The organism is Pseudomonadota bacterium (genome assembly GCA_008501635.1).
In the GTDB taxonomy this organism is placed as follows: domain Bacteria; phylum Pseudomonadota; class Gammaproteobacteria; order QQUJ01; family QQUJ01; genus QQUJ01.
Genome location: QQUJ01000018.1, coordinates 65,559 through 85,000, shown reverse-complemented (window position 1 = coordinate 85,000; position 19,442 = coordinate 65,559). Strand labels below are relative to the sequence as shown.

General features: G+C 54.7%; 16 protein-coding genes and 2 pseudogenes (1 of these 18 only partly in view). 9 read left to right on the top strand and 9 right to left on the bottom strand.

Annotation, left to right across the window (positions count from 1 at the left end):
* Together DWQ09_10360 and DWQ09_10355 are read left to right on the top strand one after the other, a co-directional pair.
* On the top strand, nt 1-898 hold the 3' portion of the coding sequence (locus DWQ09_10360) for a peptidase M23 (protein ID KAA3627585.1). The gene continues 503 nt to the left of window position 1, outside the view; the window shows 898 of its 1,401 coding nt (coding positions 504-1,401); its start codon lies beyond the left edge, outside the window; the stop codon is at nt 896-898.
* A 34-nt stretch (nt 899-932) separates the two neighbouring features.
* On the top strand, nt 933-2,057 hold the full coding sequence (locus DWQ09_10355) for an anhydro-N-acetylmuramic acid kinase (GenBank protein ID KAA3627584.1): 1,125 nt from the start codon (nt 933-935) through the stop codon (nt 2,055-2,057).
* Nucleotides 2,058-2,106: 49 nt separating this feature from the next.
* Here DWQ09_10355 and DWQ09_10350 read toward each other — a convergent pair whose 3' ends face one another.
* The 4 genes from DWQ09_10350 to DWQ09_10335 form a co-directional block, all read right to left on the bottom strand.
* Nucleotides 2,107-2,448 (bottom strand): iron-sulfur cluster insertion protein ErpA, encoded by a 342-nt coding sequence (locus DWQ09_10350; protein KAA3627583.1) that lies wholly within the window; start codon nt 2,446-2,448, stop codon nt 2,107-2,109.
* Between the two features lie 93 nt (nt 2,449-2,541).
* Nucleotides 2,542-2,994: a polymer-forming cytoskeletal protein gene (locus DWQ09_10345; GenBank protein ID KAA3627582.1), complete on the bottom strand. Its 453-nt coding sequence runs from the start codon at nt 2,992-2,994 to the stop codon at nt 2,542-2,544.
* 103 nt (nt 2,995-3,097) lie between these two features.
* The gene (locus DWQ09_10340; GenBank protein KAA3627581.1) at nt 3,098-3,769 is read right to left on the bottom strand and encodes a hypothetical protein; all 672 of its coding nucleotides are present in this window, start codon (nt 3,767-3,769) and stop codon (nt 3,098-3,100) included.
* A 65-nt stretch (nt 3,770-3,834) separates the two neighbouring features.
* Nucleotides 3,835-4,863, bottom strand: coding sequence for an N-acetyl-gamma-glutamyl-phosphate reductase (locus DWQ09_10335; GenBank protein ID KAA3627580.1), 1,029 nt, complete (start codon nt 4,861-4,863; stop codon nt 3,835-3,837).
* A gap of 454 nt (nt 4,864-5,317) precedes the next feature.
* Here DWQ09_10335 and DWQ09_10330 point away from each other — a divergent pair, with 454 nt between their 5' ends.
* Nucleotides 5,318-5,743 carry a pilin gene (locus tag DWQ09_10330; protein KAA3627995.1) on the top strand — a complete coding sequence of 142 codons (426 nt, stop codon included), beginning with the start codon at nt 5,318-5,320 and terminating at the stop codon, nt 5,741-5,743.
* 277 nt (nt 5,744-6,020) lie between these two features.
* On the opposite strand, the pseudogene DWQ09_10325 reads toward DWQ09_10330, so the two are convergent.
* Nucleotides 6,021-7,233: pseudogene (locus DWQ09_10325) on the bottom strand (IS3 family transposase).
* A 329-nt stretch (nt 7,234-7,562) separates the two neighbouring features.
* Nucleotides 7,563-8,663: pseudogene (locus DWQ09_10320) on the bottom strand (IS4 family transposase).
* Nucleotides 8,664-8,803: 140 nt separating this feature from the next.
* On the opposite strand from DWQ09_10320, the gene pilB reads away from it, so the two are divergent.
* The 6 genes from pilB (at nt 8,804) to DWQ09_10290 (ending at nt 14,342) form a co-directional block, all read left to right on the top strand.
* Nucleotides 8,804-10,519: a type IV-A pilus assembly ATPase PilB gene (gene pilB, locus DWQ09_10315; GenBank protein KAA3627579.1), complete on the top strand. Its 1,716-nt coding sequence runs from the start codon at nt 8,804-8,806 to the stop codon at nt 10,517-10,519.
* A gap of 3 nt (nt 10,520-10,522) precedes the next feature.
* The gene (locus DWQ09_10310) at nt 10,523-11,743 is read left to right on the top strand and encodes a type II secretion system F family protein (GenBank protein KAA3627578.1); all 1,221 of its coding nucleotides are present in this window, start codon (nt 10,523-10,525) and stop codon (nt 11,741-11,743) included.
* Between the two features lie 45 nt (nt 11,744-11,788).
* The gene (locus DWQ09_10305; GenBank protein KAA3627577.1) at nt 11,789-12,661 is read left to right on the top strand and encodes a prepilin peptidase; all 873 of its coding nucleotides are present in this window, start codon (nt 11,789-11,791) and stop codon (nt 12,659-12,661) included.
* Nucleotides 12,662-12,681: 20 nt separating this feature from the next.
* Entirely contained in the window at nt 12,682-13,281 is a 600-nt protein-coding gene (locus DWQ09_10300; GenBank protein KAA3627576.1) for a dephospho-CoA kinase, read from the top strand.
* An 87-nt stretch (nt 13,282-13,368) separates the two neighbouring features.
* Complete coding sequence (locus tag DWQ09_10295) at nt 13,369-14,133, top strand: cell division protein ZapD (GenBank protein ID KAA3627575.1); 765 nt, start codon at nt 13,369-13,371, stop codon at nt 14,131-14,133.
* A gap of 2 nt (nt 14,134-14,135) precedes the next feature.
* Complete coding sequence (locus DWQ09_10290) at nt 14,136-14,342, top strand: DNA gyrase inhibitor YacG (protein KAA3627574.1); 207 nt, start codon at nt 14,136-14,138, stop codon at nt 14,340-14,342.
* Between the two features lie 7 nt (nt 14,343-14,349).
* Here the strand turns inward: DWQ09_10290 and DWQ09_10285 are convergent, their stop codons facing one another.
* The 3 genes from DWQ09_10285 to DWQ09_10275 are packed head-to-tail and all read right to left on the bottom strand — an operon-like array spanning nt 14,350 to nt 19,360.
* Nucleotides 14,350-15,300 (bottom strand): Nudix family hydrolase, encoded by a 951-nt coding sequence (locus tag DWQ09_10285; GenBank protein KAA3627573.1) that lies wholly within the window; start codon nt 15,298-15,300, stop codon nt 14,350-14,352.
* Nucleotides 15,301-15,351: 51 nt separating this feature from the next.
* Nucleotides 15,352-16,563 (bottom strand): bifunctional glutamate N-acetyltransferase/amino-acid acetyltransferase ArgJ, encoded by a 1,212-nt coding sequence (locus DWQ09_10280; protein ID KAA3627572.1) that lies wholly within the window; start codon nt 16,561-16,563, stop codon nt 15,352-15,354.
* A 19-nt stretch (nt 16,564-16,582) separates the two neighbouring features.
* The gene (locus DWQ09_10275) at nt 16,583-19,360 is read right to left on the bottom strand and encodes a preprotein translocase subunit SecA (protein ID KAA3627571.1); all 2,778 of its coding nucleotides are present in this window, start codon (nt 19,358-19,360) and stop codon (nt 16,583-16,585) included.
* Nucleotides 19,361-19,442: the final 82 nt, after the last annotated feature.

The following is a 19,442-nucleotide window of genomic DNA, read 5'->3' as shown; positions in this document are numbered from 1 at the left end:
GATTCTGCGCATCGAACGGGGCATGGAAGGCTTTAGCGCAGAACTTGTCGAGAAAACTTATGAGAAACGCCTCACCCGGGCACACGGAACGATCGAAGACTCGCTGTTTACCGCAGCTACACAGTCAGGACTCTCGAATCGCTTAACCATGGAGTTGGCGGCGATATTCGGCTGGGATATCGATTTTGCCCTGGATATCCGCAGTGGCGACCAATTCTCACTCGTTTACGAGGAGTTGTTCCTGGATGGTGAGAAGGTAGACGATGGACGGATTGTCGCCGCCGAATTCATCAACCAGGGTCATCAGGTTCAGGCGGTACTATTTACCAAGCCCGACGGTGTGAGCGATTACTATTCCCCCGAGGGTCACAGTATGAGGAAAGCCTTCCTCCGCTCACCCGTAGATTTCCGTCGCATCAGTTCACGTTTTCAGGGCGAGCGCTGGCATCCTGTACTGGGCAAGAAACGTCCTCATCGAGGTGTCGACTACGCGGCCAGTGTTGGCACACCCATTAAGGCGGCCGGCGACGGCAAAGTCGTGTTCGCAGGTGTCAAGGGCGGATACGGGAGGACGGTGATACTCCAGCACGGTCAGAGCTACTCTACCCTCTATGCGCATATGTCACGTATCGCGCGCGGCGTTCGCTCAGGTAAACGGCTGCAACAGGGCCAGGTAATTGGCTACGTCGGTCGGACCGGCCTCGCTACCGGACCTCATCTGCACTATGAGTTCCAGGTCAATGGTGTACACCGTAATCCGCTAACCGTGAAACTGCCCCAAGCGCAACCCCTGGAACGCGAGCACCATGAGGCCTTCCAGCAGCAAGTCGATCAGCTAATGGCGCAACTCAACCTGATACGCCGTTTCTCGGTGGCGGAAGTCAGCTTCAAACCTTAATCACCTCTGGTGGTATTCTCGCCCTCATCACGCCATGCCTCTCTATATCGGTCTCCTTTCAGGGACGAGCCTTGACGGAATTGATGCCGCACTGGTGGAGTGCGAGAACAACAGCGCAACCGTTCACCATTCTCTGAGTTACCCCTTCCCTCCCGAACTCCACGCGTCGCTATTGGAGTTGACGGCCTCCCCCTCGAGCGCACTTGAGGTAATTGGCAGCATCGATGCGCGTCTGGGTGAATGCCTGGGTTTGGCTGCGGTATCACTGCTCGAAGAAGCAGGGGTTAGACCTGAGAAGATCCGGGCCATTGGCAGCCACGGACAGACCATTCGCCATCGACCCGAGTTGGACTTCCCATTCACATGGCAAATAGGGGACCCCAATCGGATTGCTGAACTCACCGGGATCACCACCGTCGCTGACTTCCGACGCCGGGACATGGCTGCTGGAGGGCAAGGTGCACCCCTTGCGCCCGCCCTGCACCAGGCCGTATTTCGCAGCCCCGAAGAAATGCGCGGTGTGCTGAACATCGGCGGGATTGCCAATCTCACATTGCTTCCCGCTGATCACTCTGTGGCGGCAACCGGGTTCGATACCGGGCCGGGGAATCTGCTGCTCGATCATTGGCACCGGCGCCACCGGGGCGCTCCCTACGACACCGACGGTACCTGGGCGGCCACGGGGAGCATCCATCAACCCTTGCTCGACACTTTACTGGGCGACTCCTACTTCTCACTGCCGCCCCCGAAGACGACCGGCCGCGAGTATTTCAATGCCCAGTGGCTGGAAGATTGTTTGAGCCACATCAACAAGGTTGCCAGTCAGGATGTGCAGTCCACCTTGAGCGCCCTTACTGCGAGAAGTGTCGCAGGGGCTCTGAACCGCTGGATGCCAACGTGTAGCCGACTTCTGGTGTGCGGAGGCGGGATTCACAACCGCAAGCTGATGGCCGATCTTCGAGCCGCACTCCCCAACGTGACAATTGAGAGCACCTCAGCCCACGGTATCGGTCCTGACTGGGTGGAGGCTGCGGCATTCGCATGGCTCGCGCACCGAACCCTGGCCGGTCTCGCCGGCAACGTGCCTGATGTGACCGGTGCGCGCCACTCGGCGATACTCGGGGCCATCTATCCCGGCAGGCCGGTGGAACAGCAATAAGAAAGGGGCCTGACGGCCCCTTTCTGACGCGACACGGTAGCGGGTGAAACTACACCGAGAACGAAGAGCCGCAGCCGCAGGTGGTCGAGGCATTCGGATTACGGATCACGAACTGTGAACCCTGAAGATCCTCTTTGTAATCGATCTCCGCGCCAACCAGGTACTGGTAGCTCATCGGATCGATCAACAGGGTCACACCCTGCTTCTGCACCTGGGTATCCCCTTCGTTGACGGCCTCGTCAAAGGTGAATCCATACTGGAATCCCGAGCAGCCGCCGCCGCTCACAAAGACACGCAGCATCAACTCGTCGTTACCCTCTTCATCGATCAGCTGCTTGACCTTGGTGGCTGCCGCATCGGTGAACAACAGTGGACTGGGCATATCACTCATCGCCGTACTCTCCCATTAACCAGACTTGTCCCAACGGGGGGAAGAATCAGAAGAACAGTATGAAATCTCTGACCAACATCGTCAACTAAGGTTTCACAGGCTGCCTGGAGACACCCCCTCAGGTTCCCGCTCTTTCCCCGGTGGCACATCCTTTTGATGGACAAGGCGCGGTTTATCGGCCCCCGGCTGCGAGTGGACCAGGTTACCGTTAACCTCCGCTCCCATCGCCATCTCGATCAAATTGTAATAGACGTTGCCGTGAACACGGGCCTGGGGTGCCAGTTCTATGCGCTCGGTCGCGTATACGTCGCCCTTGACGGTACCGTTCAGAGTCATGGTGGGCACCCTGACTTCGCCCTCGATCTCACCCTGCTCGCTCACCGTCAGCATAGCAGCCTCGTCCTCCTCGGCGACGACGTTGCCACGTATTCTGCCGTCGACATGCAACCCGCCCGTAAAGTGAACGTCACCGCGAATTTCAGTCTGCTGACCGATCAACGTGTTCACGCGCGCCGGACGGTTCTTCTTTTTTCCGCTACCCCACATACCTTATCCCTCCTACGGATTTTCCGCGGGCAATGAAATTTCGAGCGGTGAAGAATACCTAACTACCTGAATCCAAACTGCGAATCTGATCCTGATTCACCCCTCAAGATTCGGCGATCTGCCAATCGAGCCGCTGCTCCACTTTATCCAGCCCCTTGCCGGACGGGGTCACCACAAGGTGCACCGATTCCGGGCGAAACCCTTCCGGCAACTGGATATCACCCTCAAAGTTCTGAAAAAACTTGAACTTGAAATGCAATTTTCCATCACCGTCCTGCGCTAGCCTGGAGAGTGGCAACTGCTCGGGACGCCCATTGAGCATCCCACCGATTGCAAGCGCCACATTTCCCTGGGCCACTTTGTCATTCTTCAATACCTGGGTCAGGATCAACTTATACCGGAACTCTCCGAGCGCCTGGCCACGACTGAGCTGAAACGACTGTATTTTCAATCCGGCCTTGCGGTCATCCGGGGAGACGATTCCCCGGTAAAAAGCCAGCTCCTGCTTCAGCTCCAGGTTCTCATCCTGCAGCTCCTTGACCTGATCTCGTACTTTGATGTGAGATTCGCGGTCGATTTGCCCTGCTCGCTCCAGAACCGCGATCCGCGCGCGAAGTTTCTCGTTCTCTGCGTCGAGCAGATCGATTCGATCTTCCAGTTTGTCGCGCTGCAGCGCGGCCTTCTGCCGATCGAAACCAGCACGCTCTTGTGCATGCTGGAAGAGCCAGTAGGAGGAGCCGACGAAGGCTGCAATCAAGAAAACACCGGCAAACAACGCCTTCCAGGGACGATGCTGCCGAACTACGAAGGTAGTGGTTTTAGTGGCCATGGTTTAAGAGTTCAGGGCAACAGCGCTATGCTGTCGAGACCGGTCGTTTCGTCCAGCCCAAACATCAGATTCATATTCTGCACTGCTTGCCCCGCTGCGCCCTTGACCAGGTTATCAATCACCGACAATACCACCACCGTATCACCCCCCTGGGGGCGATGGACAGCCATTCGGCAAATGTTGGCACCCCGGGTGCTGCGCGTTTCCGGGTGCGCCCCTGCTGGCATCACGTCGACAAAGGGCTCCTCGGCAAAGCTCGCTTCGAACAACCGTTGCAGATCATCCGGTTCTTCTATCAGCCGTCCATACAGCGTGGCATGAATTCCGCGACTCATGGGTACGAGATGCGGCACGAACGTCAGCCCCACCTCACGACCCGTCATTCGCTCCAGACCCTGGCGTATCTCCGGCAGGTGCCGGTGTCCCGCTACCCCATAGGCCGAGAAGCTCTCCCCTGCCTCACTGAGCAGGGTGCTGACTTTGGCGGTACGCCCTGCCCCGCTGGTACCCGACTTGGCATCTGCGATCAAATGGTCCGTATCGATCAGGCCAGCCCTCACAAGCGGTAGAAATCCGAGCTGCACAGCCGTCGGATAGCATCCCGGATTGGCCACCAGGCGAGCATCGCGAATGATGTCCCTATTGATTTCGGGTAAGCCGTAGACCGCCTCGGCAAGGATATCCGGGCAGGCATGCTCCATGCCGTACCAGCGATGCCAGACAGCTGGATCGCTCAAGCGAAAATCGGCCGCCAGATCAATGACCTTTACCCCAGCATCTAACAAATCGGGTACCGATCTCATCGCTGTTCCATTCGGCGTTGCGAAAAAAACCACGTCGCAGCGACGCAACTCACCGACTTCAGGCTCAACAAAGACAAGGTCTACACGCCCACGCAGATTCGAGAACACATCAGAAACGGCGACACCGGCTTCCGAGCGCGAAGTGATCGACACCAGCTCCGCCTCCGGGTGGGTGGCCAACAGGCGCAGCAATTCGACACCGGTATACCCGGTGCCACCGACAATTCCAACTTTCATGGGTCGATTACCGATCGTGGTTCTGGAGATTGGCTAATGGTACGGAAACCAATCCGTCAGGCAAAGCGGAACTATGAGGTGACGTTCTACGTCACTTTCAGACACAGACAAGTGTGCGATTCTCAGCCTATCACCGTTAGAGCTGTTTCCACACCTGTCGTGAGATGCGCACACCCTACGATAGCAGAAGGCTTCTTTCGCCTAATATACAAAGAGTTACGCTACAGAATACAGTCTGTGCGGAAACCGTTGGCCCATTTGGCACGAATACTGCTCTCAATGAGTCCGAGGCTGCGGAGCGGTGTTGGGTCATACCTTCCCGCTCCAGCCACCCTCCCCGACGCATCAACGACAATCGGGGTGTGCCGCGGAGGGAGACGGAGTGGTACCCGGTGTTCGCACCGACCGCACCTACTTTCTTAAACCAGTCGTATTTCTCATCAAGGAGATGGAAATGAAGAAACAGCAGGGTTTTACGCTTATCGAACTTATGATCGTGGTTGCGATCATCGGCATCCTGGCCGCTATCGCGCTGCCTGCTTACCAGGACTACACGATTCGCGCACGTGTTACTGAGGCGCTCTCAGTGGCTTCCGCAGCCAAAACCACTGTTAGCGAAAACATCTCCAGCAATGGCGGTGTAATGCCTGCGGATGCGTGCCTTGGTGTTACTGCTATCGCCGCCGCAATAGGCAATGTTGCCACTATGGGTTGCACCGCGGCCACAGGCGTCATTACCGTCGCCACAACTGCCGCGGCCGGTTCTGTAACGCTAACCCTGACGCCGACAGCTCCTGGCGCAGCTGGTGCCGCGATCACATGGCTTTGTGCGAGAACAGTTGGTTCAAACAACCATGTTCCTGCGAATTGCCGCGCCTAACCTAGGATTAGCTCTGAGCTAAAAGGTTATTTGCAAAAAACTCATCAGTACCAAAAGGAGACCGCCTTCGGCGGTCTCCTAATTCGCGGGCAATACTCGCTACTTTCCGCACTGGTATATCCCGCAGGTCTGGTGCCGTATTCCCAAGCAGAATTGAACCCTTTATTTGGACAGCGCGATAGGTGCTTCCTCAGGTCAAGCCGCGAACATAGCAGCGAATTCGTAGTACACGCTGTATGAATAGCCCTTAGTTTCGTGGAGGCGGTTAGGTTTAAGTTCAGGACTCGAGCTTGTCCTTCTCGGCCAGCTGCCGCCAGTAGTTTGCCTCAGCTTCGGCCGGCGGAATATACTGAACGGGCTGCGGCAGTTGGTGATGATTGAACCAGCGCACCCATTGCAGCTTGGCCAGTTCTACAGGCCCCGCTGTTTTCCAAGGCGCTCTGCGGTGGATCAACTCCACCTTATTCCATCCCGTTGATCGTTTCGGCCAAAGCGTTATTGCAGCTGTCACTCCGAGCGCCCACCGAAGGTTCGATTCTGATCTCAGCCAGCCGCTCGGTGTAGCGAATGGACACGTGCTGCGATCCCTTGTTCGAGTAGTGTAGCAAGCCCTCTGAGCGCTCGGGCTGGCGGTCATAGAGGTCCTGCCCCAGCGCATGAATGGCTGACTCGCCAACCCAAAATGCGCCGGGCAAATATGTCGATCACAAACGCCGCATACAGCCAGCGCTGCTGAGTCGAGACGTAGGTGAAGTACGATACCCACAGCTGATGGGGACGATCCACCTTGAATTGCCGATTGATCCGACCCCGCAGGCACGGCACGGCGGGTTCGGGAACCATGGTGCGCACCACACTGCCGCGCCGGATTCCTTCCAGTCCCAAATACTTCATTAGCCGTTCGACCGTGCGGAGGTCAACCCGGAGGCATTCGAGGTTCAGCTGGCGCCACACCTTGTCGGCCCCGTAGACCTGATATTTGCATCCCAAGCCCGCTGTATCTCGGGCCTCGGCACCGCATCGCGTTGCGCACGCGCACGAGGCAGGCCGAGGGTGGCGCTGCCGGGCGGTATAGCGTCAATACCCGGAAGGGGCAATCTGCAAACCTTACCGATCGACTCCAACCCGTAGGTGTCGTGATGCCGGTCAAGGAAGGCATTCAGTACCTGGGTCGGCGGTCGGACCCCGCCTGGGTGAAAAGCGCACTCGACAGCTTCAGGATCTCGTTGGCCTTGCAGATCTCCTTGACTTCGCGCTCCAAGGCCTTGATGTGTTCGCGTTCGTCGCACGTCACACCAGCTCGCAGGTTGGTAACGCCCTCGTGCTTGCGCACCAACTCGTGCGAGATTTGCGGGACACAACAGATCTTCGGGACAATCGACTCTATAGGTCCCGCACAACGACGGATAGTTGCCACGGTGCCCCGGTACCGCGTGCACCGCGCTCGCGCGAACTTCGGGGGAATACTTAGGGGTGGTCTTCTCGCCCATCATGACTCCACCTCCTCAGAGTAGCGTACAGAACCTCCCCAAAACCCGGGATGAGGCAAATGAGCCATACCCACCTTATGTGTACCGCTCAATAGTTCGGAAATTCCATTCTCCAAGCATGCATCTTGATTTTTATCGTACAAAAACTTACTTTGCACCAAGTAGTTAATTGAACTCTTTAGATTTCGCTTTAAATACCGATAACCTCATGACGACCAGAGTTTCCGAGTCAAAAAGATACTTATGACGACCCAGTAGCACCCCAGAGTTATTCGAACAAGCAACTGGTTGGGATCCGTTAGCTGATCTGGAGAAAGCGGGACACGCGCAAGCAGCTGATCCAGCATGGTTCTCACCAACAGGGTAAGGCTCAGGATCTGTAGGATTTCATAGGGGTATACCGAAGGATTCAGCGGCTTGCGAACGATGGTGACGCGCATATAAACAGAGACGGTGATCTAGATCTGGGGTTTGGCCGCGTTCTCCGAGGTACCTAAGAAGGATTTGATGCGCAGATGCTGTTTGATTCACTTGAAGAACAGCTCGACCTGCCAGCGGCAGCGATAGAGATCGGCGATGATTCTCGTCGGGGGGTCGGTATTGTTCGTCAGGAACCCCAGCATCTTGCCTTCGGTATCCTGAATGTGGACCAGGCACAGGACTGTCGGGTACCCTTGCGACGGGTAGAAACCGGTCAATGTACCGATGTGATCGCACTTCACGCCGTTTACCCGGTCCAAGGGCCGCGAGCAGCGACGCTGAAAGTACATATTCGACTTGACGCGGATGACAACACAGCTGTGAGCCTAATGCAGGCGATGCAACTGGTCAAAGTCGATATAACCCCGATCCATGACGTAGAAGTCACCAGCGTCGGGGATCAGCAGGCCGAAGATGTGGACCTCGTGCCACTTGCCGTCGCCGACGTGGATGAAGCTTGGAATGTTACCGCGCTTGTCGAGCAGCGTGTGAAGCTTGACCACCGCCTTGTCGGAACGAAACGGCACCCCATGAAAGACCGACAGGCACGGGTCGATAATCGTAGCATCGGAGGCATAGACTGTGTTGTACAGATCAACGCCGAAGGGCTCGTTGACATAGAGTCTGCGAGCAATGCCGATCAGATGCTGGGCGAAATCAGCGTAGATGCGCCAGTCCCGCACCGCAATAGCGTTGGCCGGTGTGCTGCGGGCCACGGCACTGCGAAACCCCATGTTATAGGGCTTGACCGCCTGGCTTCTCAGGCAGGCTTCAATATCGCTCAGGCTTTCCCGATAGGTCAGTTAGGTGAAGGCCATGCACATGTGGTTGTCGAGGCAGGAGATCTTTTTGACCTTGTGCGCGCCCCGATAGTGGGTCACGCAGCGACAAAAGTTGGTCAGCGACAAATGCACCATACCCTGTGCGAAGACGTGTCTGCCCATGCTAATGAACGATGCCTGAAATCCGGTGGGGAAGACCGGAAATTTTTGGGGGCAGCATTCAAATCGAGACAGGTCTCAAACATGGAATATCCTCTTCTCATCGACCTGTTGGGAAACTACGACGTGAAAACGTTGGGACACGACTGATGGCGACCGTCAATCCAAGCGCTAATTTAGGCGGCCTGGCCAGGCGACTGGTGCAGGATAGCTCACTTTCAGAGCAAGACGCCCGCAAGGCTCATGAGCAAGCCCTGCGCCATAAAACTCATTTTGTCACCTATATTGTAGAGAACAAATTGGTGTCAGCATCAACTGTTGCTGCCACAGCCTCCCATGAATTTGGAGTGCCATTGTTTGATTTGGGCGCACTGGACATAAGCAGCGCACCGATCCAGTTGGTCAGTGAGAAATTGATCCGAAAACACCACTCCCTTCCACTATTCAAAAGAGGTAACCGTTTATTCATTGGCGTTTCGGATCCGACCAATTTGCGCGCTCTGGACGAAATCAAGTTTCATACGGCGCTGGTCGCAGAACCGATCCTCGTTGAGGAGGACAAACTCTCCAAAGCAATAGAGACGAGCCTTGACGCCCAAGACACCGGCATGTCGGATTTGCTGGACAGCGACCTCGACAATCTCGATATCTCGACAGGCGAAGGTGAACAGCATGACGCCAACGTCACTGAAGCGGATGTCGAGGATGCACCGGTCGTTCGCTTCGTCAACAAAGTCCTGCTGGATGCTATTAAGAAGGGCGCCTCCGACATCCATTTCGAACCCTACGAAAAGTACTACCGGGTACGCTTCAGGCAGGACGGTATTCTGTATGAAATTGCCTCGCCCCCTATCAACCTGGCAATGCGCTTGGCAGCGCGCATCAAGGTCATGTCGCGGCTTGACGTCTCAGAACGACGGGTCCCGCAAGATGGACGCATCAAGATGAAGCTATCCAAGAACCGTGCCATTGATTTTCGTGTTAGTACCTGCCCCACGCTTTGGGGTGAAAAGGTGGTGCTGCGTATTCTGGACCCAGCCAGCGCACAGATCGGTATCGATGCGCTGGGTTTTGAACCCGATCAACGCGAACTGTTTCTCAGCGCTATCCACAAGCCCTATGGCATGGTGTTGGTAACAGGGCCAACGGGTAGCGGTAAAACCGTGACTCTTTACACCGCCGTCAATATCCTCAACCAGTCAGACGTCAACATCTCGACTTGTGAGGACCCCGTGGAAATCAACCTCGCGGGTGTCAATCAGGTCAATGTCGATGAACGCACCGGCATGACCTTTACAAAAGCATTAAAGGCCTTCCTTAGACAGGACCCCGATATTATATTGGTGGGCGAAATACGGGATATCGAAACTGGCGAAATAGGTGTTAAAGCTGCTCAAACAGGCCACTTGGTGTTGTCAACTTTGCACACTAATGATGCACCCCAAACGCTAACGCGCCTCGTCAACATGGGAATTCCCCCATTCAATATCGCCTCATCGGTACATTTGATTGTCGCCCAACGCTTGGCGCGGCGCTTATGTAATACCTGCAAAGAAGCCGATGATATCCCGCGTGAAGCCCTTCTGGAGGAAGGTTTTACTGAAGATCAATTAAAAGGGCTGACCGTTTATAAACCGGTGGGATGTGACCAGTGTACTAATGGATATAAAGGCCGCGTGGGCATCTACCAAGTCATGCCAGTTTCAGAGGAAACCGGCCGATTAATTATGGAAGGCGGAAACTCGATGCAGATCGCAGATCAAGCACAGCGGGAAGGTTATCGGGACCTTCGGCAATCAGGTTTGCTAAAGGTTGTCCAGGGTGTCACCAGTCTTGCAGAAGTCAACCGTGTCACAAAGGAATAGGTTATGGCGGAATCGGCTATCAAATTGGATACATTTACCTGGGAGGGCACAGATCGCTCCGGCAAACGTATTAAAGGTGAAATGCCTGGTGCCAGCGATGCCCTAGTGAAGGCGACACTTCGCCGACAAGGTGTAAATCCCCTAAAAGTACGCAAAAAGCCCAAGCCCCTTCTTGGCAGAACCAAGAAGAAAATAACTACCAAGGACATCGCCATTTTTGCACGCCAACTCGCTACAATGATGACTGCAGGCGTACCGCTGGTTCAGGCTTTTGAGATAGTCGGAAAAGGACATGAGAATCCCTCTATGCAGGACCTCATTCTTTCGGTCAAAAGCGATGTAGAGGCTGGCAACGCTTTAGCTACCGCGCTTGGCAAACATCCGCTCTACTTTGATGATCTGTTCTGTAATTTGGTACATGCGGGCGAGCAAGCAGGTGTTTTAGAGACACTCCTTAATAAAATCGCTACCTATAAAGAAAAAACAGAGGCGCTCAAGGGAAAAATCAAGAAAGCTTTATTCTACCCAACAGCCGTAATTGTAGTCGCTTTTATTATCACTGCAATCTTGCTTATATTCGTTATTCCACAATTCCAATCGCTGTTTTCATCTTTCGGTGGCGACCTACCTGCATTCACATTGTTAGTAATTACGATTTCCGAAATATTCCAAGAATACTGGTGGGCGATTTTCGGAGGAATTGGAGCTGCAGGTTATCTATTTCTTTATTTTAAAAAGCGATCAAGCAACTTCAATCGAGCCCTAGACAGGATAGTCCTAAAGATTCCTGTAATCGGCGAAATTCTAAGAAAAGCTGCGATTGCCAGATATTGCAGAACGTTGGCCACCATGTTTGCGGCTGGCGTACCGCTAGTGGAAGCAATGGAATCGGTTGCAGGTGCCACCGGCAACTCGATTTATGGTGATGCTGTTATGGTAATGCGTGATGAAATTGCCACGGGGCAACAGTTGCAGGCATCCATGCGGCAAACCAACCTCTTTCCCAACATGGTAGTGCAGATGGTAGCCATAGGCGAAGAGTCGGGGTCACTTGACGAAATGCTGTCGAAAGTCGCCGACTTTTTCGAGGACGAGGTGGACAACGCTGTCGATGCTTTAAGCAGTCTTTTAGAACCGATGATCATGGCAGTATTAGGCGTCGTTATTGGCGGCTTAGTCGTAGCCATGTACCTACCAATATTTAAAATGGGCCAAGTTGTATAGGTCAAAACACTTCTGAGAGCCACTAAAAATCAACCAACCTATTTCATGGCGATACTTGAACTGCTTCAAACGAACCTAACTTTATTTACGGGAACAGGGGCGTTGATCGGCCTTATGGTTGGCAGCTTCCTGAACGTTGTCATTTACCGCCTCCCTATCATGATGGAGCAGAACTGGAAACGTCACTGCGTAGAAGCGAGTGGTGCATCTGTCAGCGATGTGGAAGTATTTAACCTCATTCAACCGCGCTCACGATGTCCACAATGTGGTCACCGGATCTCGGTAGCAGAGAACATCCCTGTCATCAGCTACCTTCTGCAACGCGGGTGTTGCTCCAACTGTAATGCCGGTATCCCCGTACGTTACCCGATCGTCGAGCTGCTCACTGCCGCCTCTTCTGCCTATGTCGCCTGGCACTTCGGTTTCGGTTGGGAATCCGTCTCGGCGCTAGTCATTACCTGGTCCCTGATCACACTCGCCTACATTGATCTCGACCATCAGTTGCTGCCCGATTCCATAACATTGCCCATGCTTTGGCTGGGCCTGCTCGCCAGCCTTCTTCCAGTCTTTGCGGATGCTCACTCAAGCATTGTCGGCGCTGCTGCCGGTTACCTCTCTCTCTGGTGTGTCTATCAGCTTTTCAGAATCGCTACTGGCAAAGAAGGGATGGGATTCGGCGATTTCAAACTCCTGGGTATGCTGGGTGCATGGATGGGGTGGCAGGCCCTGCCCGTGATTATTCTGATGTCCTCGCTCGTAGGCGCAGTGGTGGGCATCAGCATGATACTGATGAAGCGCCACGAACGCGCCAATCCCATTCCGTTTGGCCCCTATCTCGCGGCAGCCGGTTGGATCACTCTGTTATGGGGTGACGAAATCACCGGGTTTTATCTCCGTATCGCCGGGCTCTCCGGCTGAACGAGTCGCATTGTTTCGCCATGCTCAGAATCGGGCTGACCGGGGGCATAGCAAGTGGAAAATCAGCTGCCTCAGACTGCTTCTCTGTCCGCGGCATTCCCGTCATAGATGCCGATGTAGTTGCCCGCCAAGTGGTAAAAGCCGGAACGCCGGCGATCCAGGAAATTGAGGCGGCCTTCGGAAAAAGATTTATCCGTCCTGACGGGAGCCTGGACCGCCGGCTGGTGCGCTCTTTGATTTTCTCTGATCCTCAAAAACGAAATGAACTCGAGGCAATACTGCACCCGCGAATCAAGGAAGCGATGCTGTCTCGACTCGCTCGCATAAGCGCCCCTTATTGCATTCTCGCGATACCGCTCCTGATTGAAGCAGACCAGAGAGATCTTGTGGACCGCGTTCTTGTCATCGACGCGCCGCGTGCGATTCAGATCAAGCGGCTAATGCAACGCGATCAGATCTCACAGGACGAAGCGGAAGCCATTCTCAATACCCAACTGGATCGCGATACCCGCGTGAAATTCGCGGATGACCTGATTGTCAATGATGGCTCCCAAGCCGACTTAGAAGCGGCAATCGAGGGACTTCATCAGAAATATTTATCTCTGGCCACCGCCGATTGACCAGGTCAACCAAGTCCTATTTGCACCTACCCCCAACGGGTGAAACAATAGCGCCCACCAAAGGGATAGCGCACAAGGTCTTGGCTTTTGCAGAAGGTAATTTACGAACAACCGCTTAGCGAACGCATGCGTGCGTTTCTGCGGCTTGAGTTCCTCTTTCAGACCGGCGTTCATCACGCACGGGGCCGCTCTGTTTGGGACAGTCGAGCGGCAATGAGCTGCCTGCTCGATATTCTGTCAATATTTTCCCGCTCCGACCTCAAGAGCGAAGTGCTGAAAGAGCTGGAGCGTCACACCGCCAATCTCACAGCCATGCAGAGCAACCCACAGGTCGATCGTGACAAATTGGCGGGAATCATGCGTCAATTGGATACGTTGTCGGCGCGCCTCCACGCACACCGGGGGCAGATCGCACAGGCGCTGCGACAGAATGAGTTTCTGATGAGTATCCAGCAAAGAAGCAGCATCGCCGGGGGTAGCTGCGCATTCGATCTGCCTGCCTATTTCCATTGGCTGCAACGCCCGGCACCCGAAAGGGTTGAACAGCTGCTCGAATGGTTTTCGGTATTTGATCTCATTCGAACCGGCGTCGAGCTGATTCTCGAACTCACCCGCCAAAGCTCAACACCGGTGCGTGAAATAGCCAAGGGAGGGTTCTTTCAGCAAAACCTACCCACCAACCTCCCCTGTCAAATGATGCGGGTGGCCGTACCGCGCTGTTCCCCCTATTTTGCCGAGATCAGCGGTAGCAAGCACCGATTCACAGTACGATTTCTTGAGGCCTCTGTTAACGGAAGAGCGAGTCAGACTTCGGAAGACGTCGAGTTCGAGTTGACCCGCTGCGTCCTGTAACAATGAACGAGCCAATAACAACCGTGCCGTGCCCTTCGTGTGGAAAACCTTCTTATTGGCGTCCAGAGAATCGGTGGCGGCCCTTCTGCAGCGAGCGCTGCAAGTTACTCGATCTCTCGGAATGGATGGATGGATCGCGGCGAATCCCCGGGGCATCCGATGTACTACTGCCCCCAGATGTGGAGCGGGACGAAAGCGCCGACGATTAGCGGTACTCTAAACCCACAGTGACCTGATGGCCGCGATGCCCCGCCCACCCAATCGCCGGCTCGTTTCCAAATCCAGCTCCGACATACCACCCAGCGCATAAACGGGTAGCGATATACGCTCCACCCATTCCTCAAATTTTCGCCAGCCCAAAGGAATTGTAGCGGGGTGCGTCAAGGTGGTTTTAACGGGACCAAGAACAGCAAAATCCAAGCCCAACGCTTGTGCTTTGAGCAGTTCATCGCGATGGTGGCACGAGGCGGCTACCAAGTACTGCGCACCCAACGGTCTCTCCCGAAGGTCTTCGAGTCGCAGGGCTGTCAAATGCACACCGTGTGCACCGATGCGTATAACCATTTCGGGATCGTGATTAAGCAGAAGGTTCGACTCGTGCTCCTCGCAAATTCCGAGCACACGCTTGGCAAGCATCTCATAGCGCCGATCATCCAATTCCTTGGCGCGAAATTGTACCAAACGTATCCCCGTCGACAGCGCCCGACACAACCCATCCAGAAACGCGGCATGATCCGCTCCTGGCTCGGGGGTTATTAAATAACGATCCGGAAGAGCAATTGCTGTTACGACCGGTCGATCAGCAGCAGGCATCGGCCAAGCATGCAGTAACCTTGGCGCCACCCAGGTTAACGCCTGGCCTTCCAGGCCTTTGACTTCCCCAGTGAATTGCAACACCTCCCAAACATCAAGAAGTATACTTTTCCCGGGGTAGTCGTACGGGACTCGGATGAGCGGGCGGGCATCCAATACGTCGATACCCAGTTCTTCGTGCAGCTCACGTTTCAGGCCTTCAAGGCGCTCTTCATTCCTCTCAAGTTTTCCACCCGGAAACTCCCACAAACCACCCAGATGAGCGTGTGCAGGGCGTTGCGCTAACAACACTTCGCCATCTGAATTGCGTATGACACCGGCGATCACATGAACCGGACTTTTATGAGGGCGCATGTCAGTCAGGAGAACGTGCGTCTACGGTATTAGCACGCGGCACCAAGAAACTCAGGTGCGGTACTCCGCATTGATACGGACGTAGTCGAAGGAAAAATCGCAAGTCCAGATCCGCTCACGTGCGGAGCCACGGCCAAGCTTAACGCAGATGGTGATCTCTGCCTGCGCCATAACGTGTGCGCCGGCCTCCTCCGAGTAATCCGGTGCACGCCCACCGCCACGAACAATACAGACGTCATCGAGGTAGATCTGTACAGCATCCAGGTTGAGTTCGGCCAAACCGGCCCGCCCCACCGCTGCCAAGATTCTCCCCCAATTTGCATCGGAAGCAAAAAAAGCGGTTTTCACCAAGGGTGAATGCGCAATGGCATACGCGACGCTCAAACACTCCTCAGTGTTCTTGCCGCCTTCTACCTCTATGGTGATCAGTTTGGTTGCACCCTCACCATCACGAACTATTGCGCGCGCCAGATCCTCACATACCTCGATCAATACTTCTTGAAATCTTTGATGGTCTGCGCTTCCTGTTTCGATTGTTGCGGAGGCCGCCTGTCCTGTCGCAATCAGCGCGCACGCATCATTGGTTGAGGTATCCCCATCAACAGTAATGCGATTAAACGAACGCGCGACCGCCACATTCAGGCACTGCTGCAACAGCTCTCCCGAGATCTTTGCATCGGTTCCGATGAACGACAGCATCGTTGCCATATCGGGGCGAATCATTCCGGAGCCCTTGGCAATCCCCGTGATCGTGATTTCTCCCTGATCAAGCGCCACGCGGCGCGAGACCCCCTTGGGAACGGTATCCGTCGTCATTATTGCCCGTGCAGCATCGTGCCAACCCGTCTCACTAAGGGCGGAAACCGCATCGGGCAGTACGCGTTCTATTTTGTCCACACGCAGTGGTTCGCCAATCACTCCTGTGGAAAAAGGCAGTACCGAACCAGTACCGTCTTGCGCGGCAACACGCGCTACTGTGGCGCACACTGCTTCCGCGTCTGCGATCCCCTGCAAACCTGTACCAGCGTTGGCATTGCCCGAATTGATAATCCAGAAGCGCGTCAGCCCCTTCTTCAAGTTCTTTTTCGCCACCACCACCGGAGCTGCGCAGAAAGCATTTTTTGTGAAAACCGCAGCGCATTCGCTATCGGGTGAAAATTCGAACAATGCGATATCGGGACGCACAGATTGTCTAATGCCGGCACTTGCTACGCCCACTCTTACACCGCGCACCGGAAGTACATTCAACTCTGTCGAACGCATCGATCAATCGCAACCGATGTTACTGCAGCGCGCCGTGGCATTGCTTATACTTCTTCCCTGAGCCACAGGGACACGGCTCATTGCGTCCAACTTTTCTACCCTGGCGAACGAAGGGCTGATGAGTTTCGTCTGTGGTCGAAGCGGCAGGCTCACTGGACATGGCCGCTACCTCTGCGTGTTGGTATTCCATCGGTGCTGTTCTGCGCCTTTGCTGTTCGATGGCTTCCACGTCTTCTTCGGCGCGCACCTGAACCCGCGAAACGACGCTCACCACTTCGGACTTTATTCGACCAAGAAGTTGTTCAAACATCTCGAACGACTCGCGTTTGTACTCCTGTTTGGGATTCTTTTGCGCGTAGCCGCGCAAGTGGATTCCCTGACGCAGGTAATCCATGGCCGCAAGGTGTTCCTTCCAAAGAGAATCAAGCACCTGTAGCATGATCGCCTTTTCGAAATGCCGCATGGTTTCCGCACCCACCTGTGCCTCTTTTCGCGCGTACTCTTGCTCCAGCTCCACAACGATACGCTCGCGCAGTGATTCCTCATGCAAGGTGTCATCTGAATCCAGCCATTGGCGAAGCGGAAACGTCACACCGTATTCTCGCTGAAGCGCCTCTTCCAACCCTCCCACATCCCATTGTTCATCGAGGCTCTGCGGCGCTATGTACTGATCGATCAGCAAATTGGCGACATCCCAACGTACGTTCTTGATCGTTTCCGAAATGTCATCGCTGGACATCAATTCGTTGCGCTGCTCGTAGATGACGCGGCGTTGATCATTGGCCACATCATCGTACTCCAACAGCTGCTTGCGAATGTCGAAATTTCGACCCTCAACTTTTCTTTGAGCATTTTCAATCGCTTTGTTCACCCATGGGTGCTCGATTGCTTCACCTTCCTCCATGCCCAGTTTCTGCATCAGAGCAGAGACACGCTCTGAGGCGAAAATGCGCATAAGACTGTCCTCCAGCGACAGGTAGAAGCGACTCGATCCTGGGTCGCCCTGGCGCCCGGACCGCCCTCGCAGCTGGTTGTCCACGCGTCGTGATTCGTGACGCTCGGTGCCGATAATATGAAGTCCACCCGCATCCAACACCGCCTGATGCCGCAACTTCCAATCCTCACGTATCTTCTGTACCTGTGCTTCCGATGGGTTTTCAAGCGCTCCGATTTCCGCCTCGGGATTTCCGCCCAATACTATGTCGGTACCACGGCCAGCCATGTTGGTTGCTATGGTCACGGATCCCGCTTTACCGGCTTGCGCAACGATATGCGCCTCGCGTTCATGCTGCTTGGCGTTCAGAACCTCGTGCGGAATCTTGTTCTTTTCCAACAACTGAGACAAATACTCCGAGGTTTCTATAGAGGTGGTTCCCACCAACGTTGGTTGTCCCCGCTTACGGCACTCCTCGATGTCCGCGACTATCGCATCAAACTTTTCACGCTGTGTCAGGTAGACCAGATCGGTACGATCTTCACGTATCATCTGCTTGTTCGTGGGGATAACGACAACCTCCAAGCCATAAATTTGCTGAAACTCGTAGGCCTCCGTATCTGCTGTTCCTGTCATTCCCGACAACTTGTCATACAAGCGAAAATAATTCTGAAAAGTTATTGAAGCGAGTGTCTGATTCTCATTTTGAATCTTGGCTTTCTCTTTCGCCTCAATAGCCTGGTGCAATCCTTCGGACCAACGCCGGCCGGGCATGGTACGACCGGTAAACTCATCGACGATGACGACCTCTCCATCGCGCACGATATAATCCACATCACGTTGGAATAACGCATGCGCACGTAATGCGGCGTTTAGATGGTGTACCAGACCGATATTTGCCGAATCGTAGAGACTATCTCCTTCCTTGAGCAATCCGGCTTCCACCAGAAGATCTTCCACCCTCTGATGACCCTCTTCGGTGAGATAAACCTGCTTGGATTTCTCGTCTACCGTGTAGTCGCCCGCCCCCTCCTCACCAATTTGACGAACAAGTCGCGGAATAAGCTTATCGATCTGCCTGTAGAGTTCTGAGCTATCTTCGGCCGGTCCAGAAATAATAAGTGGGGTGCGCGCCTCATCGATCAGAATAGAATCGACTTCATCGACGATTGCGTAATGCAGGTCGCCCTGCATCTTCTCGGCAAGACTGAAGGCCATGTTGTCGCGCAGGTAATCGAATCCAAACTCATTGTTCGTACCGTAGGTGATATCGGCAGAATAAGCCTCTTGCCGCGAAACGGAAGATAGAAAACGAAAACTCTCATCACCGGCACGATGATCCGGATCGTAGCGATACGAGGAACTATCAGGGCCTTTGCCACCGGATGAGTTGATGACTCCAACGCTGAGCCCGAGAGCATGGTAGATCTTTCCCATCCAACCGGCATCGCGCCGCGCCAGGTAATCGTTGACGGTAACCACATGGACACCACGACCCGGGATGGTATTGAGGTAGGCGGCCAGCGTCGCCACCAGCGTTTTACCCTCACCGGTGCGCATCTCGGCAATACGCCCCTGGTGCAGCACCATCCCGCCTATGAGTTGCACGTCGAAATGGCGCATTCCCAAAGCACGCTTACCCGCCTCACGCGCCACCCCAAAGGCTTCCGGCAGCAATGCATCGAGCGTCTCCCCGGCTTGAAACCGATCGCGGAACTCTTGGGTCTTGGCTTTGAGCGCCTCATCGGACAAGGATTCAAACTCGGTCTCCAACGAATTGATCACCTGAACCGTTTTGAACATTCGCTTGATCAACCGCTCATTGCGGCTGCCGAAGATCTTGCTGAGGAGCTTACTGACCATGAATTCGTCGCTTTACGTGTGGCAGATTAAAGTAGCGAATGATAGCGCAACTCGGCTATCAGGTCAGTTGCGGCGGGGCTTT